The following is a 22,669-nucleotide window of genomic DNA, read 5'->3' as shown; positions in this document are numbered from 1 at the left end:
GGGCACGTTGGGCTTGTCGGGATAGAGTGAAAGCCAGCAGAAACTTAGGTTTCTGCCTCCCTGGAACACTTTTCTGTCGTCTTGTGTTATTGCCGGCTCTGGTTATTTCTGAGCCGGTTTTTTATTGCCTGACAGCGGGATGGGTGACCAGCGTGACCACGCGCTGCTCGCTTTGGCTGAAACGTGCCTGAAGCGTGGTTTGCCGATTAAATTGCGCAGAAAAATCCGTGGTTAAACGCAGCCGGGCGGTATGGGTCGCCAGATCGAGATGGATCAGCTCCGCCTGGAGAAAATCCATTGGCTGATGCAACTGCGGCCACAACGTTTTATACACACTTTCCTTCAGTGAAAACAACAGCGTCGCCCCCAGAGCAAAGGGCAGCGCAAGCTGTTGCAGCAACGCGCGTTCCTGGGCGTTCATCAGCATATCCGCGGTTTCCTGAGCCGTGTTGGCAGCCATCATTTGTTCCACATCGATCCCCACATACAGCGGCTCACGCGTTACCGCAATCACCGCCATATCATGGCTATGCGACAACGATCCCTGCACGCCTGCGGGCCAGCAGGGTGAACGGTCGGTGGCATTGAGCAGCACAAAATCCGGCACGCCAAATTGCGTCATCACTTCGCGTGCCAGCCAGCGGCTGGCCAGATGTTCGGATTTCCGTTTGATGACGGCGTTTTCCAGTGTTGCAGGCAGTGGCAATTGCCAGCGCTGATGCAGGTCAGCTTGCCAGTGCTGTTTATCGAACTGACACCAGGCGAGCAACGGGGAGCCAGGCGTGGTGCCAGCGGCCAGCAAAAAGGGTGATTCAGGAACGGTAAGCGGTGTTGCGGGTATAAACATAAGGAATCACGGCTGACGGAAAAAGGCATTTAACCAGTCAGCCGAAGAGAGGGCAAGCTCAGTGCTCACCGTCTTTAGTCATTAGGGGGAATGGCAAAACTCTTGATCGATACCACAAAGTGCTGATGGCCTTTACTGATGCGCGCGCCGCGATCGCACCAGCGAGACGCCAGGCGGAAGAAATCGTCGCTGCCGATATCATAAGCCAGCTCGACTTTACTCATACCGGAGTGCAGGAGTTCTTCAGCGTCCTGCAGATTTTTTGCTTTGATGACCATAACGGTTTTCCATCGTAAAACAGGAGACTAAAGGTTAGGGTAATAGTGTGACAGTTTTGTTTCACTCTGATGAATTGCTGTCACAATCTGGCAGAAATGTGATCTGGGGCAGAATTTGTTGCGCCCGGTAACTTACTGATTATTTGGTGAAAGCAATGTTAATACTGGTTATTTTCTGATACCCATTAAGGGATTAGACAACAGGAGGTTGAGATGACAGTACCCCGGCTCGAAACGCCACGATTGATTCTGGAACCGCTACAAAGCAGTGATGCAATTCAGGTACAACAAATCTTCCCACGCTGGGAAATCGTGCAGCATCTGACTAACGCGGTACCCTGGCCATATCCTGCGAACGGTGCCAGTTATTACATTGACGACATCGCGTTACCTGCCATGGCAGCTGGGCAAGCCTGGCACTGGAGTTTACGGCATCGTTCGGCACCCGAGACAGTGATTGGGCTGATCTCCCTGCGTGCCGGTGCAGAAGATAACCGGGGTTTCTGGCTGGTGCCTGAGTGGCAGGGGCAGGGGTTGATGAGCGAAGCCTGTGCCGTGGTGACGGATTTCTGGTTTATGACGCTGAAGCAGCCTCGTCTGCGCGTGCCAAAAGCGATGGATAACCTGGCGTCATGTCGTATCTCCGAACGCAGCGGAATGCGGCTGATCGACACTTTCAGTAAAACCTTTGTCGGCGGTGAAATGCAGGCGGGCAACTGGGAAATTACCCGGGAAGAGTGGTTGGTGCGGCAGACGCAAAAATCGTAAATGCCGCTCGGTAACTTGATATCGCACCAGGTCGTAGCGGCGCAATTTATTGCGCGCCTTTTGGCGGAGGCACCGCTGATAATCGCGCGATAAATCGCGCCGCTACGCGTGCGTGCACAACCCGAAACCGCTATTTAACTGATTAACATGAAGTCATTGTGAGCGGCATTTTTTTACGACGGAGATACGCGGATGAAAAGGATTCCAGTTTTAATAGCATCCCTTGTGCTAACAGGATGCCCCGGAATAAGGGATCGTATTCCTCTATCGGAAAAAGCCGGAGTTACCCTCAAAGGTGATCATGTCTGTGTCACTGTTCAGCCACGTAATGATGAAAAGCTCGAAGCAATCTCGATCTATAAAGTGGATCTTCCTGATGATAGAAAAAACATTTTTTTCTCGCCTCCTGAGTCAATTGATGCTGCCAGATGTGTTCCTGATAACGGATATATTTTTGAGGAAAATATTACTTATTACTTCTCAACTAAACTCACATCTGCTGCTCGAGAACGAGCCGGAGAATGGCCTTTCAGCCGGGAGTTTGCCGTTGAGTTTCGTTTAAGATCCAGCAACGGAAAAGTCACTATTGAGGAACCGGGTGAGGGGACACGGTAAATCGAGGCGAGTGTTCAGGTTGGAAAATAGCACCCTCTGTCATGACCTGCCACCGCGCCGGGTAAACAGCCACATCATATAAGGTGCGCCGAGCAGGGTGGCGACCAGCCCGGCGGGGAGTTCGCGTGGGGCCAGTAACGTGCGTCCGGCCCAATCTGCCAATACCATAATCAACGCGCCACTTGGCAGGGCAAGCAGGAGTTGCTGCCCGGGTCGCCGCGCTCCCAGCAGGCGCGCAATATGCGGAGCGGTGAGGCCGACAAAAGAAACCGGGCCGACGATCAAGGTGGCTGATGCCGTCAGCAGGGCGATAAATGTCAGAGTGAGCAAGCGTGCCTGCGCCAGAGTGACGCCGACGGAAGCCGCACAGGCTGCACCCAGCGGTAAAATGCTCAGCCAGCGCCGGAAAAACAGCGTCAGTACACTTAATATCAGTGCCATCCCCGCCGCTACTGCCGCATCGCGCGGCATGATGGAGTAAGTCGAGCCGGATAACCAGTTCAGTAAGGTGATGGCGCGCTCATCACCAGCTGCGATGACGGTTGCCACCAGGGCCTGAAACAACGCGCTGATGGTCACGCCAGCCAGCAAAACGCGCTCCGGGGAGAAATGATGGCGGCGTGAAAAAGATAAAATAATCAGCAGCGTAACCAGCGCCCCGCCGGTGGTCACGCCAAGGCGCAGCGCATGCGATGTGCTTCCCACCATCAGCGTTAATGCCAGCATCCCCAAAGCCGCGCCAGCACTCACCCCCATCATTTCCGGGCTTGCCAGCCGATTGCCGGTTAACCGTTGCAGTAAAACGCCCGCTGCGGCCAACATCATTCCGGCGGCACAGGCGGCTACCGCTCGTGGTACGCGCCACGGCAACAGTGGTGCCAGATGCGAGAGCGGCGTAAACGCCCAGCCGCTGGGGGATCGCCCAAAAATCAGCGATAGCAGAAGAAACAGCGCCAGCAGCAGAAACAAACCGAGGCTGAGTGGATAGAGACGATGATCTGCCTGGATCGACTCACCCGCACCGGCAGGCATTGGGGCCAGCGGCATGGACGCTGTGCGCAGCCTGAGCAGTAACCATAATATCAGTGGAGCACCAAACAGCGCCGTGGCCGCTCCGGTCGGTACCAGCTCTCCCAGTGCATTGGCAAAAGGCTGGACTGCCTGATCGGTGCCCCACAACAACGCGGCACCACACAGCGGGGCCAGCAGCAACTGGTGCAGCAGGCGACGCGCACCCAGCAACCGCGCCAGGGCAGGAGCCGCCAGTCCGACAAAGCCAATCACCCCGACCGCACTGACCACCGCCGCCGTCAGCAGCACCGCCAGACCAAAACCCGCCAGCCTGGCGTATTGGGTGCGTAACCCAAGGCTGCTGGCGTGCAGCTCGCCCAGTCCCAGCAGTTGCAGCGGACGTCGTAATAGCAGCGCCAGCAGCCAGCCAGGCAGTAGCTGGCCGCCAAGCTGACGTACCGATCCCCAGCCTGCCTGTACCAGCGAACCGGCTCCCCAGATAAACAGGCTATGCAGATAAGGAGCGTACAGCAATTGCAGCACGGTGATCACTGACCCACAGAATAAGCTCACCACCAGACCGGCAATCGCCACCCGCGAAGGCTCCAGCCCACGCGAGGCTGAAAGGGCCAGCACCAGTCCGGCTGCCGCCATCGCCCCGACCAGTGCCACGGTTTGCGTCCCTGCTGCCAGCCAGTGCGGAAGAAATACCGTCACCAATGAGAGCGCGAGCTGTGCACCGGCAGCGACGCCCAGCGTCATCGGTTCTGCCAGCGGATTACGCAGCGTTTGCTGAAACAGCAGACCGGCCAACCCCAGGGCCGCACCGCACAACAGGCTGATCACCAGACGCGGCAGCCATCCCTGCAAAACGATCAGTTGCCGCATAGCGTGCGTTGGCATCGGCAACAGCAGCGCAAGGTTATGCAGACTCAACAGCACCAGTGGCAGCAGTAACGCCAGCAGCAGCAGTATCCGGCCGCGCAGAGGCAATTTTTTCATGCTGAACGGTCTCTCAGGACGGCGGACAGTTGCCGGGCAAAACGCATGGCAGAAGGGAGCATGCCAAATCCCCAAAAGGCGGGTAACGCGGCACTATGACCTGCCTGGACCGCAGGTAACGCCTGCCATAATGCATTATCCGTCAGGCCGTGCGGCATACTGGCGGGCAACGGGGTGAAATAGAGAATCTGTGCCTGATTGGCCGAGGCCAGGCTATCCAGCCCGGCGACGCTGATCCCCCAGTAATCGGTCGCTCGCTGCCAGCCATTATTGATGCCCATGGCGGTGAGAACGTCCTGAAACAGGCTGTGCTGACCATACACACCGATATGGCGGGCATCAAAAAAGCGGATAAGAAAAACGGTTAAGTCGGACGCGTGGCCTGATGCCGACTGGCACAGGGTCGCTGCGGCCGCGCTGATCAATTGTGCGGCGGCGGCCTGACGGTGACATAACATTCCCAGCTGGCGGGTGGCCTCGATGGCGTGTTGCCAGGGGGTTCCCGTGTCGCTGTAAATGGTGAATGCACGCACCGGAGCAATGCGCTCAAGGATTTCGCGCTGTGACTCCTGGCTGGAGTTGATCAGGATATAATCCGGGGACAGCTGTTGTAGCCACTCCAGATTGGGGGCCAGACGCAGGCCGACATCCGCTACCTGCGCCGGAACCCTGGGTTCGACAACGTTGTCGTGGTAGCCATCAATTTCAGCTACGCCTGTCGGGATCACCCCTAGCGCCAGTAGCGTTTCTACCAGCCCCCAGTCGAGCACCACCAGACGTGGGGCTGGCAGTGAAGACGCACGCACACCACGCGTGATCCCCACCAGGGAGAACAACGCGCACCACTGTAAAAACATGCGTCTTCTCATGCCATTACCAGCGATAACGTGCGGTGGCCAGTACATTTGCCCCTGCGGCATAGGTACAGGTGGTGGCGCTGTAGCACGAGGCGACATAATGGCGGTCCAGCAGGTTGCTGGCATTGAGACTCAATAGCCAGTGGTCACCCGTATCGTAATGGATACCGGCATCCATCACGGTTGCCGACGCCACGCGGATGGTGTTTGAGGTATCTTCACTGGATCCGATGTACCGGACACCGGCGTTGACGCCGAATCCCTGCATCACACCCTGATGGAAGCTGTAGTCCAGCCAGGCCGAGGCGGTATTGCGCGGCATCCCCCACAGACGTTTGCCTTCCAGTGAGGTGGTGCCGCCGTCCAGCGTGCTGGCGCTGTCGTTGGAGTCAATGGTGACCGCGTTCAGCCAGGTATAAGCGCTGATCAGCGTCAATGATGGCGTCAGGTTGGCATGCGCTTCCACCTCGACACCTTTCGATCTGACGCGTCCGGCTTGCGTGTTGTACCCCGAATGCTGCGGATCGCTGGTCAGCACATTCTTCTCGGTGAGATCAAACCAGGACGTGGTGATAAAGCCGCTAAAGCCGGTCGGCTGATATTTGACACCCACCTCATATTGGTTCGCCGTGGTGGGTTTGGCCATGCCGCCGCCATATAACGTTCCAACCTGAGGAATGAATGATTTGGCGAAGCTGGCATACGGGGCAATGCCGTTATCAAACTGGTAAACCAGCCCGGTACGCCAGGTAAAGGCACGGGCGGATTGTTCGGTAGAGGAATCGGTCACCGGGTTGACGTCATCGGCGTGCGCCCAGTCTTCCCGCATGCCCAGCAGGTAACTCCAGTTGCCCAGACGCATCTGATCCTGGGTATATACGCCCAGCTGTTTCTGGCGGATATGATCGTCTGAAGTGGTGTTGGGCATGGTAACTGAGCTGTAATCTGGCGCGAAGGCATCCAGCGTTGGCGCAGCCCCCAGCCCCACGGTTTCGCGATACAGCACCCGCTGGAAATCGACGCCTGAAAGTAACTGGTGCGAGATCGCGCTGGTATCAAAATCGGCTTCCAGCTGGTTATCCACTGAAAGGGTTTTCGCCTGTTCATGGTTAAAGAAGGCATAGCGATTCAGTACCCGGCTGGAGCCACTGGCGTAACCGTTGGTGAAGACATTTTCGAGATTATCTTTTACATCGCTGTAATGCACATTTTGCCGCATCATCAGGGTGTTATTCAGGCGATGCCAGAACTCATAGCCCACGGAGAACTGGGTGCGTGAATGATGATCAAAGTTGGGATCGCCGAGGTTGGTATGCGGTGAGATCTTACCGTTCGCCGTACTTAATACGCTGCCGACGGCCGGAACAAAGTTGTAGTAACCGACATCAGGATCGCGCTGATACTTAGCCAGCACCGTCAGCGAGGTATCTTCGTTGGGTTTCCAGGTCAGAGCCGGAGCGACGTACACATGTTTTTGCCGCGTATCATCGACCTGCGTTTTACTGTCGGTGCCGCTGGCTGTCAGGCGATACAGTAGCGTGCCATCGTCGTTGGCTTTGCCACCGATATCAAAACCGGTTTGCAGATGGTCGTGGCTCCCTGCGGTGACAAACACTTCGTGCACTGGCGTTGCCGTCGGTTTTTTACTGGTCAGATTGACCACGCCGCCGGGATTGACCTGGCCATATAACACCGAGGCGGGTCCATGCAGTACCTCAATGTTGCTAAAGCCATAGGTATCATAATTGGCAATGGCATAACCGAAGCTGCTGTCGCTCGGCATTCTGGCACCGTCGAGAAATTGCTCCAGATAGAAACCCCGGCTGAACAGATAACCCGCGCCGCTGCTGGATGCGCCACGTATTTCTGACACCACACCCGAGGTGTAGCGCAAGGCTTCAGCCGTGGTCTGGGCCGCCTGTAAATCCATCTGCTTACGCGTCACGCTGGATACCGATTGCGGCACCTCGATTTTCGGCGTTGCGGTTTTCGTTGCGCTGGTGCTGCTGGTGGACACCACGCTGGTGTCATCTGTCGATAGTGGCGCGGCCTGGCTGGCCGTTACCACCATTTGCTGATCTGCTGCACTGACTTTAAAAGCCATCAGCGTTAACGCAAGCGCGCTCAGTACGAATGGACCCTTACCCATGCCTGTCATCTTGCACATCAATTTTCCCTATCTCTGAATAAGTTAAATAAATGCTCACCACATAAAAGTTTGTCTGGATAAGGCTTTTTTGACTCGCGTTACGCAAGCTATGACAGCAGCGTAACGGGCAATCCCGACCAGGAGAAGGCGAATGATAATGATTTTATTTCTTATTAAAAGGTGGTGACTGTCTGTTATTCTGTGTCGTAGTAAAACACCCTGAAAAAGCGACAAAGGTTGTCGCAAACGATAAATAGTGGCGAAATTTTTGGGTTACGAGCGGGGGAGAGGAGAAGGCAGTGGGAGAGATGAATAGCGCACTCAAACTAAAAAGTAAAATTCCGCAGCTGAAAACGGAGATGTTAATCCCGGCACCCTCTGTTGTTTCCTACTACTACACACGCCAGCAGGCGCAGGCCTGGCATTCACACGCCACGGCGCAGTTGACTTATTGCAGCAGCGGGGCGATCACAATTCATACCGCGGAGGCGAGCTGGACATTAGCGCCTTACCGCGCGTTGTGGATCCCCTCCGGGCTGACACATCAAACCCATGCGCAGGCAGGGACGCAGACCCATAATGTGTATCTGTCCGATCGGGGTGAGAAAAAATGTATCGAGGCACTTTGCCCTTTGCTGATCACTCGTCTCGTCCATCAGCTGGTGACCGAACTGGATGATGTATCCCAACATCAGCGACGTAATGCGCTAATCCTGGCGCTGTTGTTCCATGAGTTGAGCCAGGCAGATTCGGCTCGGGTGAGCTGTCTGCCGGTGGCAAAAGAGCCGCGGCTGCTCGCCTTAACCGGGCAGATGTTACAACATCCTGGCAATAGCGAAACGCTGGAGAGCCTGAGCCGCCAGGCTGGCATAACCCCGCGCACCTTGTCCCGTTTATTTCGTCAGGATACCGGGTTGAGCTTTGCCGAGTGGCGTCAGCAGTTAACGATCACCATGACGATTAATTTGCTGTCGCAGGGGGGAGCGGTGGAGGTGATTGCCAGCCAGCTGGGATATTGCAATGGCAGTGCGCTGATAGCCATGTTTAGTAAGGCAATGGGGCTGACGCCGCAACGCTACTTTGCATTGCAGGCTTGAGGCAATACCTCAGGAATTAATGTGCTCTTTACAATAGCGTCGCTTCCAGCCAGCCGGCGTCAGGCCGGTGTGTTTACTGAAGATTTGCCGAAAATAACTGGTATCACTAAAACCGCACTGCCGTGCCACTTCGGTTAACGACAGCGAATTGCTAATCAGCAGCTTTTCCGCTGCCAAAACGCGCTGACGATGGATAGCTTCCGTCAACGTCAGGCGAAATGCCCGGCGGTACACCCGGCCAAGATAATCGGCATTGCAGTGCAGCTCTTTTGCCAGTATTGAGGTGGAGAGCGGCAGGTGGAATCGGCTGCGGATGAGCTGATGCGCTTTCCAGGCCAGCGCGACGCCGGGGCTGTTATCGGCACTCTCCTGCGGACCCGGGGCAGCGATTTGTTGCAGAATCAGCAATAAAATGCACTCCAGCGCGATGCTGCGATGAATGTTCTCCTGCTCACTAAGAAACTGGCGAAACAGCGCAATAACGTATTGCGGATCGCCAATGCGCGTGTGCTGCGGAAGCGTTAATAACGCGTGATGCAGCCCGGTCTCCCTGGCCCCTTTCAGCCATTCAAAATGCAGCCAGTAGAATTTCAGATCTGGCGGAAATGTCCCTTCGCCAATATGTCGATAGCCGGGCCGCAGCAGCAGGCTTTCACCTGCCTGCACGGTAAATAAGCGCTCCTCTTCACGAATTTGCAGCTGACCCCGCTCGACAAAGATCACCTCCCAGGAAGTCAGTGTCCGTGCCGGATGGCTGCCATAACCGCGCGAAATAAATAAGCCGCCGTTTTGCACCTGAATCGGAAACGCTATGGATAATTCGAACATCGATATTCAATTTCCTGCTTTTCATTGGCCGTAAAATCACTTTGTGTCTGATTATTAACCATAAAGTGATGTGATGCCCGATCCAGTTCACATTTCAGCTATCAGGTCGGAATTACCCTGTTTTTATACTTTTCCGTTCCCTTGTTGGTCGCCAGATTGCAGGCAGAATGAGTCAGGTACCTGTAAATAAGCCCGCCATGATGCGGGTAATGTACTCTGACCCTTACGAGGAGTTTTCGATGACTTCTACCCCGATTACACAAACCGAGCTGACGCAGCAGGCCACCAGCGATGTGCTGTCGATGCGTGAGAAAATCGGTTATGGGCTGGGGGACGCCGGCGGTACGGTGATCACCTGCCTGATTATGAATTTTCTTACTTTTTTCTATACCGATGTCTTTGGCCTGACTCCGGCACTGGTCGGCACCTTGTTTATTGCTCTGCGCGTGTTTGATGCGGTATCCGATCCGATCATGGGGGTCATCGCCGACCGTACCCAAAGCCGCTGGGGACGTTTTCGCCCCTGGCAGCTGTGGGTTGCTGTGCCGATTGGCATCATTGGCGTACTGACCTTTACCGTCCCTGACGTCAGCATGAACATGAAAATCGCCTGGGCTTTCGGGACTTATCTGCTGCTCTCCGTCAGCTATACGGCGATTAACGTGCCTTACTGTGCGCTGATCAACACCATGACCACCCGTCATACGGAAGTGATTTCCTGTCAGTCATGGCGTTTTGTGTTGTGCGGCGTGGCGGGTTTTCTGGTCTCCGTCGGCCTGCCGTGGCTGGTGTCAGCGCTGGGTAAAGGCAATGTCGCACTCGGTTATCAGGCTGGCGTTGGGCTGCTGTGCACGGTGGCGGTGGTGATGTTTCTGTGCTGCTTCTTCTGGGTACGTGAACGCGTACCGCTGGACAGCATGGGTAAATTTACCCTGCGGGAACATCTGGCCGGGCTACGCCGCAACGACCAATTGTTGCTGATGTTATTGATGTCCTTCCTGCTGATTAATGTGTTTAACATCCGTGGTGGTGGCTACATGTACTTCATCACATATGTGCTGAAGGGCAGCACCGCTTATACCTCGCTATTTTTCACCATGGTGACCTTTGCCTCGATTCTTGGCTCGGTGATCGTCAGCCCTCTGTCAAAACGTATTGATACCGTCAAACTTTACTACCGGACCAACATCGTGCTGGCTGCACTGGCGGCTTTGATGTGGTTGCTGCCCACTGGCCCGGCGTGGCAGACGCTATGGCTGGCGGTGATCCTGGGTAACGGCATTATCCTGGGCTTTACGCTGCCGCTGCATTTTGCGCTGATGGCGTTCGCCGATGATTACGGTGAGTGGAAAACCGGTGTGCGCTCGTCAGGGATGAACTTTGCCTTCAACCTGTTTTGTATCAAGCTCGCCTGGGCTTCCAGTGCCGGGATCATTAGCCTGGTCTTTATCTTTGTGGCTTATCAGCCGGGAGCCGGTAATCAGACCACGGCCTCATTGCAGGGGATTACCACCATGGAAACCTTGCTCCCCGCCTTATTTCACCTGCTGCTGGCGTTCAGCATTCGTGCCTGCAAACTCAATAACCCCATGATGGCGCGCATTGCCAGTGACCTGCACGTCCGCCATGTTCAGTCTTAAGGAGAACATTATGTCTGTGATGGAAGTTAACCTGCACAAGCTTAAAATTAGCGACCCTTTCCTCGGCCAGTATCAGCAACTGGTACGCGATGTGGTGATCCCTTATCAGTGGGATGCGCTTAATGACCGTATACCAGAAGCCGATCCCAGCCATGCAATAGAAAATTTCCGCATCGCTGCTGGTCTGCAACAAGGGGAGTTTTACGGCATGGTGTTCCAGGACAGTGATGTGGCGAAATGGCTGGAAGCGGTCGCCTGGTCGCTGTGTCAGAAACCCGACGCGGAGCTGGAGAAAACCGCAGATGAGGTGATTGAACTGGTGGCGGCCGCTCAGTGCGACGATGGCTATCTCAACACTTATTTCACGGTTAAAGCGCCAGCGGACCGCTGGACCAATCTGGCCGAGTGCCATGAACTTTACTGCGCCGGACACATGATTGAGGCGGGTGTTGCCTTCTTTCAGGCTACCGGCAAACGCCGTTTGCTGGAGGTGGTCTGCAAACTTGCCGACCATATCGATAGCGTCTTTGGTCCGGGTGACACCCAGCTGCATGGCTATCCGGGGCATCCGGAAATTGAACTGGCGCTCATGCGTTTACATGAAGTGACCCAGGAACCCCGTTATATGAAGCTGGTGAACTACTTCGTTGAACAGCGCGGCACGCAGCCGCATTTCTACGATATTGAGTATCAAAAGCGGGGTGAAACCTCCTACTGGAATACTTACGGTCCGGCATGGATGGTGAAAGACAAGGCCTATAGCCAGGCACATCAACCCATCGCAGAACAACAGACCGCGATTGGTCACGCGGTACGTTTTGTCTATCTGATGACCGGTGTAGCGCACCTGGCAAGACTCAGCCAGGACGAAGCAAAACGGCAGGACTGCCTGCGTCTGTGGCACAACATGGCGCAGCGCCAGCTTTACATCACCGGTGGCATCGGTTCGCAAAGCAGTGGGGAGGCATTCAGCAGCGATTACGATTTGCCGAACGACAGCGTCTATGCCGAAAGCTGTGCGTCGATTGGCCTGATGATGTTCGCACGGCGTATGCTGGAGATGGAAGCTGACAGCCAGTACGCCGATGTGATGGAGCGTGCGTTATATAACACCGTGCTGGGAGGGATGGCGCTGGATGGCAAACATTTCTTTTACGTCAATCCGCTGGAAGTGCACCCTAAAACCCTCAGTTTTAACCATATCTACGATCATGTTAAACCGGTACGCCAGCGTTGGTTCGGCTGCGCCTGCTGCCCGCCGAACATCGCCCGTGTGCTGACCTCGCTGGGGCACTATATCTATACGCCACGCGCGGATGCGCTCTATATCAATCTTTATATCGGCAATAGCGTGGAAGTGCCGGTGGGCGAGGAGACGTTGCGACTGCGTATCAGCGGTGACTTCCCATGGCAGGAAACGGTGACCCTCTCCATCGATTCAGCGCAGCCGGTACGGCATACACTGGCGTTGCGCTTACCAGACTGGTGCGATGCGCCACAAGTGGCACTCAATGGCGTGGCGGTAGCCAATGATATCCGGAAGGGGTATCTGCATATCAATCGGCTCTGGGTGGAGGGCGACACGCTGACGCTGACGTTGCCCATGCCGGTACGTCGCGTTTATGGTAATCCGCTGGTACGTCACGTTGCAGGCAAAGTGGCGATTCAGCGCGGTCCGCTGGTGTATTGTCTGGAGCAGGCGGATAACGGCGAACAGCTGCACAACCTGTGGTTGCCTGACACCGCCACCTTTACAACTTTCGCTGGCAAAGGGCTGTTCGCGCATAAGGTGCTCATTCAGGCCGAGGGCAGCAAGCAAACTTCTCCAGCGCCGGAGCAGCAATTGCTTTGGCATTATGATCGTGCCCCCACCACCCGACAAACTCAGACCTTAACGTTTATTCCGTGGTTTAGCTGGGCGAATCGTGGTGCAGGGGAGATGCGGATTTGGGTCAATGAGGGGTGATTACTGATTTGTAACACCGAACTGGAGCAAGAACACCACCAGGGGGCTTCCCTGGTGGTGGTATAAAATAGCGTAATTTGATTTAAGACTAATAACTTATTTCACACCATGATTGAGCACGGCGCTGGCATTGATGATCAGGCAAGGCTCAGTGCAATGGTTGTTGATGCCAATAAACGGTGTTTCCGTAATGACATAATTCATCGCGTGCTCTTTTTTGACAGAATAAGCCATGCCAGCAAATGTCCATGGCATGCCTAATGAAAGCGCGCCGAATTCATCATACTTAGTGGATTTGGCAATTCTCGGTAAATTATCTTCATCGATTTTGTAATACACATTGCCGGTGAATTCTTTTGGCACCGCACTCATAATGGCTGAAGTGATCAGTTTATATTCCTGCTGCTGAGGTGAAGAAAATCCCTCTCTGATATTCTTGTTGCTGATGAACACCGTCAACAGAATGAAAATAAAATAAGGTATTTGGGGGTATTTAATCTTGCTAAACATCATCAGCAATCCAAAGAGGAAAGCCGAGGTGGTGATCAATGTGACAGCCACTATCGTGCGATAAGCCGCCCAACTTTCACTAACCAGTAAGTTGGGTAATGCCGCTGCGAAAACAAAAATGATAAACAAATAAGGTTTATCTTTGCCATTCTTTCTCATCGCAGCGACACCAACGCCAATAATGATAATGGAAAGGGTGACGGATAATAACGTTCTGCCCAAATCATAATTGGAGATGGCATTTTTTAACGGTTCCTGAATGAACCACAATAATTTTTTTCCCAACGCCAGAGTCATGTTGGTTCTGCCCAGCGTGTCATGGTAAAGCTGATATGGCAGCACTTTCGCAAACAGCAGCGCACTGAGCATGCCAAAGCATAACATCAACATCGTCTTGAGGAAGATCTTACGATCAGTCTTTCGTTTTGACAGACAAAGGTCAACCATCGCAAAGAACAAAAAACTCATGCCAGCGGGTTGATAAATGGCAAAAGAAGCCGAAATAAAAATCGCCGATAATAATAGCCTGCTGAATGAAGCTTTGTGATGGGTGAGGTGGCTATAACTCAGACCAGAGAAAATGACAGCCAGTACATAGGGGAAGCATACCGACCAGGCGGTGAATACCTGAAACGAAGGCAGCAAACATAGCATAGTACTGAAAGTAAAACGTTGCAGGTCATTTTCAAGAATTTGTCGTTTGCTGATAAAATTATAGAGGTAACATCCCAGCGTAATCAGTGACAGCAGCGAGAATACCCGGAGAATGATAAGGCTATGAACGCTGTCAATCAGGAATGAGAAAAGATAATGAAAACAACCATACAATGGCCTGCCAGATAAAACATCCCATTTTAATATACTGTAGGGATCTGTGTTCGATGCGTATAAATAAAACCAGTCATCAGAAAAGGCATAACTTGAGAGATATGTCGGGCTGTAGCCTGTTAATATTAAAAAAGCGATAAAGAAATAAAATTTGATATTGTGGTTTGATTTTAAAATATTAATCATGTCCTGTTCTTCTTAGAATATCCTGGTCCACGCGTGGAATGGTCATTGGGGCCATAAAGGTTAGCATGTTGAACCACGATATTGCCATCCCGGGATTCAGGCAATAAAAAAGCAGCCGTTGAAGGCTGCTTTTTTTGGGAATTTTGGTCGGCACGAGAGGATTTGAACCTCCGACCCCTGACACCCCATGACAGTGCGCTACCAGGCTGCGCTACGTGCCGAACGTGGAGGCATATACTACCGTTTCCGCGCACGATTGCAAGATGCGACCGGTTTAACTGCCTCATATTTAATCAGTTTGCGATGAAGCGCTTCTCTTCAGTCAGCACCTGCAACAACAACGCCAGCTGAGGTTTATGATCCTTCAGCGCTTTACCCTGTGCATCGTAAGCACGGTAGCTGCCATTGTTGTTGAGCACCAGAGTAATGTCTGGTGTGGTCACCACCAGCCTGCCATCTTCGCTGCTCGCTACCCAATTATGGTTGCGTTGCGCGGCAAACAGATCTTCACCCTGAGAATAGTTCACCGGGTTGGTGCGTACATGCAGCAGACGCTGCATCAATGTCACCATGACATCCTGCTGATCGGTAAGACGATCGATAGTCTGTGCTGGCGTATTCGGCCAGTGCACCACCAGCGGTACCTGCAGGGTAGCGCGGTTGCCTGGGTTGTCATCGCCATCCAGGGCAATGGCGCGCTGAGCGGTAATCACCACCACGGTATTTTTCAGTAAATCGCGCTGTTGCAGGGTTTGCAGTATGGCGGCGATTTGCGTGTCAACACTCGCGGCCTGACGTAAATAGCTACGCTGTTGCGCTTTCACGCTGTCACCATTGACGGTGACGCCATTCAGTGCCACCCAGGAGAACCAGGGGGTGCTGTTGTCCTTCTGACCATTAAGCCAGCTTTGCCATTGAGTCACAGTTGCGCTATTCGGCTGACTGTCCATGGCGGGCAGGGAGTAATCCGCCAGCAGTGCCTGACGATATAACGGCTGATTAAAGCCATCAGAGGAGAACAACCCAAACTGATAACCCTGGCTGTTCAGCGCGCTGAGCAATGTGGAAGGGGTACGTGCTGCCAGCACACCATCCATATAGCTTGATGAGATGCCGTAGAACAGACCAAACAAGCCTTTTTCAGGCTGGTTTCCGGCGCTGTAGTGCTGCGTAAAGCGGACGTTTGCAGTCGCGAACTGATTAAGCGACGGCAGGGCTTTTTCCATGTTGGCGTTATTCAGCCCATCCACCGTCAGCACCAGCAAATTATGGCGCGTGCCACCATCGCGGAAGGTGATATCGCTTAATGGATATTGCACCGATAACGCTTCCGGGTCGCCTTGCTGCACCAGGCGTTGCTGGTACGCCTGCGCATCCAGCAGGCCGTGGCGTTCAAGGAAACGTCGCGCAGTCATCGGATAAGAAAGTGGCAGGTTAGCGCGTTGCATGGTAATCGGGCGATAGAAGTTGGCATCGGCCCAGATATACAGCAGATGGCTGGCGAAGAACGCACAGATAAACAGCGCTGCCAGCGGTTTGCCAAACGAACGACGGTTAAGGCTGCGCAGTTTCTGCCAGCTCCAGGTGGCAAACAGCATTTGTACCAGAAATATCACCGGTACACTGATAAACATCAGCTGCCAGTCGCGCGCCATCTCACTTTGGTCGGGGTTTATTACCAGCTCCCACACCACCGGATTGAGATGGAGATGGAAGCGGTTGAATACCGCACTGTCGACCATAATCAGCGTCAGACCCGCGGTGGCAATCATCGCAGAGAGGAATCTGAGTAATCGCTGCGACATCACCACAAAGGTGAGGGGGAAGATCACCAGCAGATATACGGAAAACACCAGAAAGCTAAAGTGGCCAATCCAGCTGGTGTAGGCATAGATACGACCAGCCAGCGACGCTGGCCAGTCGGAAACCAACAGGTAGCGGCTGCCTAAAACTAACGCGAAGAGAATATTAAACAGGGCAAACCAATGCCCCCAGCTGATCATCTGGGAGACTTTGTCACGGTAGCGCTGCCGGTTGGTTACCATATTATAAGGTCAAATCTGCAAATTAATGGGCGTTGTCATCGCGAACCGACGCTTGCAACGCATCGGCAAAAGATCGTGCCAGGCTGCGGCGCTGTGCCGGAGAGACGCTGGTGTTGATCAAATTGGTTACCATATTCCCCAGTACCATCAGGGAAAGGTCGGTTGGCGCTTGGTCTTTTTCAAGAATCTGCGCCATTTGCGCGAGGAGTTTCTCCACGCGTTCGTCACTGTAACGGGATGATTGTGGCATATCGTCGACTAATCAAGTATCAAAAGGCGGTATATTACCGTAACAACGCGATTTTTTCCGCAATTTTATCAAACGCGAAACGTTCGTGTTGTGTATGGAGTTGAAAGCAGCGGCGTGCGGTGATTGAATACGCGCCTGAGCTTAAAGGAGAGTCTATCATGAGTCTGGATATCGACCAGATTGCCCTGCATCAGTTAGTGAAACGTGATGAAAATCAGCTTGAACTAGTGTTGCGTGATACCCTGCTGCCTGCCACCAAAGCGGTAGAGGAAATGGCGGAAGAGTTGCATCGGGTGTACAGCGCCAAAAACAAAGCCTATGGGTTGTTCAATGAAGAAAGCGAACTGGCCGCTGCGCTGCGTAATTGCCGCAAAGGGGAAGATGACTTTCTCGCCTTTAGCCGGGCAGCGACCGGGCGTCTGCGCGATGAACTCGGCAAATATCCTTTTGCTGAAGGCGGTATCGTGCTGTTTATCCATTATCGTTATCTGGCGGTGGAATACCTGCTGATTGCGGTGCTCAACAGCCAGTCCAGCATGCGTGTTAACGAACAGCTGGATATCAGCAGTACCCATTATCTCGATATTAATCATGCGGATATTGTCGCGCGCATTGATCTTACTGAATGGGAAACTAACCCGGAATCCACCCGTTATCTGACGTTTCTGCGCGGGCGGGTAGGGCGCAAAGTGGCCGATTTCTTTATGGACTTCCTCGGTGCCAGTGTGGGTCTTGATACCAAAGCACAAAACCGTGGTTTATTGCAGGCGGTGGATGATTACTGCGCGGAATCAAACCTGGATAAAAATGAACGCCAGAATTACCGTCAGCAGGTTTACAGCTACTGTAATGACCAGTTACAGGCCGGTGAGGAAATTGCGCTGGAAGATCTCTCCAGTGAACTGCCCCCGCTGGGCGAGAAGACTTTCCAGGCGTTTACCCAGGAACAGGGCTATGAGCTGGAAGAACACTTTCCCGCCGATCGCAGCACCCTGCGCCAGTTGACTAAATTTGCTGGCAGCGGCGGCGGTTTAACCCTGAACTTCGATGCCATGCTGCTGGGCGAGCGTATTTTCTGGGATCCGACGACGGATACGTTGACGATTAAAGGCACGCCACCCAATCTGCGCGATCAGCTGCAACGCCGCACTGGCGGCAACTGATTTCCGCCCATAAAAAAACGCCGCAGATGCGGCGTTTTTTCTTCAACTCGTCAGGCGATTAAGCGCGAACGAAGTCGATGTGGTGCAGTTTCGGCTTGAACGGGTGACGCTGTACAGCCTGAACTTTAACTTTGATTTCTTTACCGTCAGCAACGATGGTCAGAACTTCAGTATAAAAACCTTCTTTAGCCTGCATGTTCATCACTACATCGTGGTCCAGTTCGATAGCAACTGGTGCTTCAGTTCCGCCATAAACGATGGCCGGGAACTTGTTAGCGTGGCGCAGGCGGCGGCTCGCACCCTTACCCTGCTCTTTACGTACTTCTGCGTTGATAGTAAACATCTTAATATCTCTTCGTTGATTCCTGTTACAGGCGACCCAGCAACAGAACGATTATTCAAACGCTAATGCGGATGCAAAAGCGGGCGGCATTATAGCCGCTATACACCTTACGGGCAAATGATTCCGTGGCTCAGCGCAGTTCATTGGCGCGGCGAAAGCGACCCTGATAATCAAATATCTTTTCGCGCACCTGCCAGAAATGCCCTTTAGCACGCGCCACCACGAAATCAGGGTGGCGCAGCAACGGTTGCAGGGCCACCACATCGCTGGCGGTCTGCCATCCGAGCGGCACACCGGGTGCGCGCTGATGCGGTCGCATAAACAGTTGTTCAAACGCCTTACGTTGCGCCGGTGTGTGCAGGCGAAAACGTTCGCTGACGTCCAGCCCATCCTCATCATAATAGGTCGCCTTCAGCCACTCGCCTTTCTCATCACGTCCCTGCGTCAGCGTCATGCCGCCGCAACGCAACACACGAGCATCTTTGAGTTTCAGCGCGGCTTTTAGCATGTCATCCGGGTCCACCAGCACCTTGTCGCACTGGTGACAACGGCGCGCGGCGATATCGTTTTCCGCGCCACAATCCGGGCAGCTTTTGAAGCGGAAGCGATAATCACATTGCTCACGCTGCCCGTCATCGTCTTCCAGCACCCCCTGGCAACGGCGACCAAAATGCTCAATGACGTGACCATCAGCAGTGGCTTTGCCCCAGAAGGTATTGGCGAAGCCGCAGGCTGGACAGAAGACCTGGACGGGCTGATTGTCGCTGGCCCCTTTGGGTGCGCCCACTTCCGGCGTGAAGAGATCGTGTGGGTTACCGGCGTAATCAAGGATCAGGCAGTCAATTTTGCCGGGGGAAAGGCGCAGGCCACGTCCGACAATTTGCTGATACAGGCTGACAGATTCTGTCGGGCGCAGAATGGCGATCAAATCGACATGCGGGGCGTCGAAACCGGTAGTCAGCACCGCGACGTTCACCAGGAACTTCAGTTGCTGAGCCTTAAACGCGCTAATCAGGCGGTCACGCTCTTTCACCGCCGTTTCTGCCGAAACCAGGGCGCTATTTTCTGGCAATAACGTCAGCACCTCACGCGCGTGTTCGACGGTGGCCGCAAAAATCATCACACCATGACGATCTTCAGCAAACTCAACGATCTGGCTGATAATGTGCGGCGTAACGCGTTGCTGCTGCTTCAGCTCACGATTCAGGTCGGCTTCGCTGAACAGGCCGTTATTTTGCGGGACGAGACGACTGAAATCGTATTGAACCACCGGCATATCCAGCCGTTCAGGCGGCACCAGAAAGCCATGTTTGATCATGTATCGCAGCGGCAATTCATAGATGCAATCACGAAACAGCGCTTTTTCATCGCCGCGTACCATCCCGTGATAATGAAACTGATAGATCCAGCCTTTGCCAAGGCGGAACGGGGTAGCCGTCAGCCCCAGCAGCCGTAACTGCGGATTATGCTGGCGCAGATGGGTGAAAAGTTGCTGATACTGGCTTTCGCTTTGGTCACTGATGCGGTGGCATTCATCGACAATCACCAGGGAAAAGGCGCTGTCGAAACGATCGAGATTGCGCGCGACCGATTGCACGCTGCCAAACACCACTTTGCGTTCGCTTTGTTTGCGCTGTAGCCCTGCTGCGAAGATATCGGCTTCCAGCCCGTATGCCTGGTATTTGCTGTGATTCTGCTCCACCAGTTCTTTGACATGCGCCAGCACCAGCACGCGTCCGCGCGCCAGTCGGGCCAGCTCGGCAATCACCAGGCTTTTTCCTGCCCCGGTGGGCAGCACAATCACTGCGGGTGTCGCATGCTGACGGAAGTGAGCAATGGTCGCGTTAACGGCTTCTTGCTGGTAGGGGCGCAGGGTGAAAGACATCGGGCCAAAACTTTTTTCTGAAACGGACGCGTATTATGCCATGAAAGCGCCTGAAACGCAGGATCAGCTCTGTTAGCCGCCGATGGTTCAGGCTATACTGCCCTCACATTTTCAACGGATAAAAACACCGTTTCAGTTTCCCTCCGCAGTAACAGGCAAAGCGAATTCATGCGACTCGACAAATTCATATCTCAGCAACTGGAAATCAGCCGTGCCATTGCCGCACGTGAAATACGTGCAAAAAAAATCACCATTAATGGTGAAACGGTGCGCGACACCGCCTACAAAGTGCTGCCGGATGACGAAGTAGAATACGACGGTAATCCGCTGGTGCAGCAGCATGGCCCGCGCTATTTCATGCTGAACAAGCCGCAGGGTTATGTCTGCTCCACCGACGATCCGGATCATCCGACCATCCTGTTCTTTATTGAAGAACCGATGGCCTGGAAACTGCACGCAGCAGGGCGTCTGGATATTGATACCACCGGGCTGGTCTTGCTGACTGATGATGGCCAGTGGTCGCACCGAATTACTTCGCCGCGTCATCACTGTAAAAAAACCTACCGTGTCGGCCTTGAATCTCCGATCGACCCGGCGCTGGTGGACACCTTTGCCGCCGGTATCCAGCTGCACAATGAAAAAGATCTGACCAAACCCGCAACGCTGGACATTATCGGCCCGCAGGAAGCGCTGCTGATCATCAGCGAAGGGCGTTATCACCAGGTGAAACGCATGTTTGCGGCGGTGGGTAATCATGTAGTGACCCTGCATCGCGAACGTATTGGCGACATCGCCCTCGACGCCGATCTTGAAGCAGGGGAGTACCGTGAATTGACGGCGGAAGAAGTCGCGAGCATTGGTTTACCTGACGAATTAAAACAACAGAAATAGCGGGAGCACGGGGTGCCAAAGGAAAAGAACTCACCGGTCGGGTTAGTGGTTATTCTCGGATTGCTGGCGATGTTGATGCCGCTCTCCATCGATATGTATCTGCCAGCAATGCCACAAATTGCACGTCAGTTTGCTGTTTCATCCGGCAGCGTGCAGATGACGCTAAACCTTTATATTCTCGGCTTTGCTATTGGTCAGCTGGTATATGGACCGCTGGCGGATAGCTATGGCCGCAAACCGGTGATCGCCCTTGGTACGCTGATTTTTGCTTGTGCGGCAGCCGCCTGTGCGTTGTCGCAATCGATTGATCAACTGATCTTCATGCGTTTCCTGCACGGCCTGTCGGCGGCGGCAGCCAGCGTGGTGATTAACGCCCTGATGCGTGACAGCTACTCGAAAGAGGAATTCTCGCGCATGATGTCGTTCGTGATGTTGATCACCACGATTGCGCCGCTGCTGGCACCCATTATCGGTGGCTGGTTGCTGCTGTTGTGGAGCTGGCATGCCATTTTCTGGACGTTGTCGATTGCCGCAGTGGTTACCACGGTGCTGGTGGTGACCCAAATCCGCGAGACGCTCAAGCCTGAGCAGCGTCAGCGCTTCCATCTGCGCACCACGCTGGGTAATTTTGTCGCGCTGGTGCGGCATAAACGTGCGTTCAGTTACATGCTGGCAAGCGGCTTCTCGTTTGCCGGGTTGTTTGCTTTCCTTAACGCCGGTCCTTTCGTTTATATCGAGGTGAATCACGTTTCGCCGCAGAACTTCGGTTACTACTTTGGCCTCAACGTGGTTTTCCTGTTTGTGATGACATTGATTAACAGCCGTGCTGTGCGTCGTTTTGGCCCGCTGGCGATGTTCCGTATCGGGCTGGTGATCCAGTTCTGTATGGGTGTCTGGCTGCTGGTAGCGAGCGCACTCAACCTCGGCTTCCTGCCGCTGGTACTGGGTGTGGCGATGTTTATCGGCTGCGTCTCAACCGTCTCCTCCAACGCGATGGCGGTGATTCTTGATGAGTTTCCGCATATGGCGGGGACTGCATCGTCACTGGCCGGTACGCTGCGTTTCGGCGTCGGTGCGCTGGTGGGGGCGCTGCTTTCTATGGTGAACGTCAGCAGCGCCTGGCCGATGGTCGCGACCATTGCGCTCTGCGCCACCGTTTCCATCGTGTTGTTCAGCTACGCGGCACGGCCTCGTCATAATATCGCCTGAATGCGTTGTGCGAACGCGTAGCGGCGCGATTCCGGCACTGTGCATGGAATTGCGCAATAAATTGCGCCGCTACAATACCTGCCAACTGTAAATCCTCTTCGTACAAATCGCGGCGCTACCCACCCTTTCCCGTTGGTGATGTTTCCATATTGTGAAAATTAATAAGTAAAAAAGTAACCATGTTGCGTCTAAAATGATTGTTAACTGCCGCTGAACAGGGTACATATAGCGATAAATGCGAGCACTCTCGCAAATAATAAATCTGCTACATGTTTTGTGCTTAAAACGAGAAGGCGAGCCT

19 protein-coding genes and 1 tRNA gene are annotated in these 22,669 nt (G+C 53.9%); 8 read left to right on the top strand and 12 right to left on the bottom strand.

The genetic code is table 11. The features are described from left to right. Window positions 1–121 precede the first annotated feature (121 nt). On the bottom strand, window positions 122–847 hold the full coding sequence (locus CUN67_RS13685) for a 4'-phosphopantetheinyl transferase family protein (protein WP_208715873.1): 726 nt from the start codon (window positions 845–847) through the stop codon (window positions 122–124). A gap of 74 nt (window positions 848–921) precedes the next feature. Next, a complete protein-coding gene (locus CUN67_RS13680; protein ID WP_208715872.1) occupies window positions 922–1,125 on the bottom strand; it encodes a hypothetical protein in 204 nt (67 codons plus the stop codon). 213 nt (window positions 1,126–1,338) lie between these two features. Between CUN67_RS13680 and CUN67_RS13675 the strand changes: the two genes are divergently transcribed. Next, on the top strand, window positions 1,339–1,893 hold the full coding sequence (locus tag CUN67_RS13675) for a GNAT family N-acetyltransferase (protein ID WP_208715871.1): 555 nt from the start codon (window positions 1,339–1,341) through the stop codon (window positions 1,891–1,893). A 192-nt stretch (window positions 1,894–2,085) separates the two neighbouring features. After that, window positions 2,086–2,508, top strand: coding sequence for a putative T6SS immunity periplasmic lipoprotein (locus tag CUN67_RS13670; RefSeq protein WP_208715870.1), 423 nt, complete (start codon window positions 2,086–2,088; stop codon window positions 2,506–2,508). 39 nt (window positions 2,509–2,547) lie between these two features. Here CUN67_RS13670 and fhuB read toward each other — a convergent pair whose 3' ends face one another. The 3 genes from fhuB to CUN67_RS13655 are packed head-to-tail and all read right to left on the bottom strand — an operon-like array spanning window position 2,548 to window position 7,545. Continuing rightward, window positions 2,548–4,521, bottom strand: coding sequence for a Fe(3+)-hydroxamate ABC transporter permease FhuB (gene fhuB, locus CUN67_RS13665; RefSeq protein WP_208715869.1), 1,974 nt, complete (start codon window positions 4,519–4,521; stop codon window positions 2,548–2,550). Further along, on the bottom strand, window positions 4,518–5,378 hold the full coding sequence (locus CUN67_RS13660) for an ABC transporter substrate-binding protein (protein ID WP_254711353.1): 861 nt from the start codon (window positions 5,376–5,378) through the stop codon (window positions 4,518–4,520). Before CUN67_RS13660 ends, fhuB begins: the two co-directional genes overlap by 4 nt. A gap of 16 nt (window positions 5,379–5,394) precedes the next feature. Then, window positions 5,395–7,545: a TonB-dependent siderophore receptor gene (locus CUN67_RS13655; protein ID WP_208715867.1), complete on the bottom strand. Its 2,151-nt coding sequence runs from the start codon at window positions 7,543–7,545 to the stop codon at window positions 5,395–5,397. A gap of 290 nt (window positions 7,546–7,835) precedes the next feature. On the opposite strand from CUN67_RS13655, the gene CUN67_RS13650 reads away from it, so the two are divergent. Continuing rightward, a complete protein-coding gene (locus tag CUN67_RS13650) occupies window positions 7,836–8,624 on the top strand; it encodes a helix-turn-helix domain-containing protein (RefSeq protein ID WP_254711406.1) in 789 nt (262 codons plus the stop codon). Window positions 8,625–8,633: 9 nt separating this feature from the next. Here CUN67_RS13650 and CUN67_RS13645 read toward each other — a convergent pair whose 3' ends face one another. Then, window positions 8,634–9,452 carry a helix-turn-helix domain-containing protein gene (locus CUN67_RS13645; RefSeq protein WP_208715865.1) on the bottom strand — a complete coding sequence of 273 codons (819 nt, stop codon included), beginning with the start codon at window positions 9,450–9,452 and terminating at the stop codon, window positions 8,634–8,636. 239 nt (window positions 9,453–9,691) lie between these two features. On the opposite strand from CUN67_RS13645, the gene CUN67_RS13640 reads away from it, so the two are divergent. Together CUN67_RS13640 and CUN67_RS13635 are read left to right on the top strand one after the other, a co-directional pair. Continuing rightward, window positions 9,692–11,092 carry an MFS transporter gene (locus CUN67_RS13640; protein WP_208715864.1) on the top strand — a complete coding sequence of 467 codons (1,401 nt, stop codon included), beginning with the start codon at window positions 9,692–9,694 and terminating at the stop codon, window positions 11,090–11,092. Between the two features lie 10 nt (window positions 11,093–11,102). After that, window positions 11,103–13,058 carry a glycoside hydrolase family 127 protein gene (locus CUN67_RS13635; protein WP_208715863.1) on the top strand — a complete coding sequence of 652 codons (1,956 nt, stop codon included), beginning with the start codon at window positions 11,103–11,105 and terminating at the stop codon, window positions 13,056–13,058. A 96-nt stretch (window positions 13,059–13,154) separates the two neighbouring features. On the opposite strand, the gene CUN67_RS13630 is transcribed toward CUN67_RS13635, so the two are convergent. The 4 genes from CUN67_RS13630 to CUN67_RS13615 all read right to left on the bottom strand — a co-directional run bounded on the left by CUN67_RS13630 (window position 13,155) and on the right by CUN67_RS13615 (window position 16,877). Next, a complete protein-coding gene (locus tag CUN67_RS13630; protein WP_208715862.1) occupies window positions 13,155–14,582 on the bottom strand; it encodes a hypothetical protein in 1,428 nt (475 codons plus the stop codon). 144 nt (window positions 14,583–14,726) lie between these two features. Then, a tRNA-Pro gene (locus CUN67_RS13625) sits at window positions 14,727–14,803 on the bottom strand. 72 nt (window positions 14,804–14,875) lie between these two features. Beyond that, a complete protein-coding gene (gene yejM / locus CUN67_RS13620; protein WP_208715861.1) occupies window positions 14,876–16,627 on the bottom strand; it encodes an LPS biosynthesis-modulating metalloenzyme YejM in 1,752 nt (583 codons plus the stop codon). A 22-nt stretch (window positions 16,628–16,649) separates the two neighbouring features. Beyond that, window positions 16,650–16,877 (bottom strand): YejL family protein, encoded by a 228-nt coding sequence (locus tag CUN67_RS13615; protein WP_208715860.1) that lies wholly within the window; start codon window positions 16,875–16,877, stop codon window positions 16,650–16,652. 158 nt (window positions 16,878–17,035) lie between these two features. Here CUN67_RS13615 and yejK point away from each other — a divergent pair, with 158 nt between their 5' ends. Continuing rightward, the gene (gene yejK, locus CUN67_RS13610; RefSeq protein ID WP_208715859.1) at window positions 17,036–18,040 is read left to right on the top strand and encodes a nucleoid-associated protein YejK; all 1,005 of its coding nucleotides are present in this window, start codon (window positions 17,036–17,038) and stop codon (window positions 18,038–18,040) included. A 58-nt stretch (window positions 18,041–18,098) separates the two neighbouring features. Here yejK and rplY read toward each other — a convergent pair whose 3' ends face one another. Beyond that, entirely contained in the window at window positions 18,099–18,383 is a 285-nt protein-coding gene (gene rplY / locus CUN67_RS13605; protein WP_208715858.1) for a 50S ribosomal protein L25, read from the bottom strand. Window positions 18,384–18,513: 130 nt separating this feature from the next. Next, entirely contained in the window at window positions 18,514–20,268 is a 1,755-nt protein-coding gene (locus tag CUN67_RS13600) for a DEAD/DEAH box helicase (protein ID WP_208715857.1), read from the bottom strand. Window positions 20,269–20,436: 168 nt separating this feature from the next. Between CUN67_RS13600 and rsuA the strand changes: the two genes are divergently transcribed. Together rsuA and CUN67_RS13590 are read left to right on the top strand one after the other, a co-directional pair. Next, on the top strand, window positions 20,437–21,159 hold the full coding sequence (gene rsuA, locus CUN67_RS13595; protein ID WP_208715856.1) for a 16S rRNA pseudouridine(516) synthase RsuA: 723 nt from the start codon (window positions 20,437–20,439) through the stop codon (window positions 21,157–21,159). 12 nt (window positions 21,160–21,171) lie between these two features. Then, window positions 21,172–22,368 (top strand): Bcr/CflA family multidrug efflux MFS transporter, encoded by a 1,197-nt coding sequence (locus CUN67_RS13590; RefSeq protein ID WP_208715855.1) that lies wholly within the window; start codon window positions 21,172–21,174, stop codon window positions 22,366–22,368. Window positions 22,369–22,669 lie beyond the last annotated feature (301 nt).

The sequence above is a fragment of the Pantoea cypripedii genome (assembly GCF_011395035.1).
Lineage (GTDB): Bacteria > Pseudomonadota > Gammaproteobacteria > Enterobacterales > Enterobacteriaceae > Pantoea > Pantoea cypripedii_A.
The sequence above is the reverse complement of the archived record's forward strand: the minus strand, read 5'-3'. Positions and strand labels throughout refer to the sequence as shown.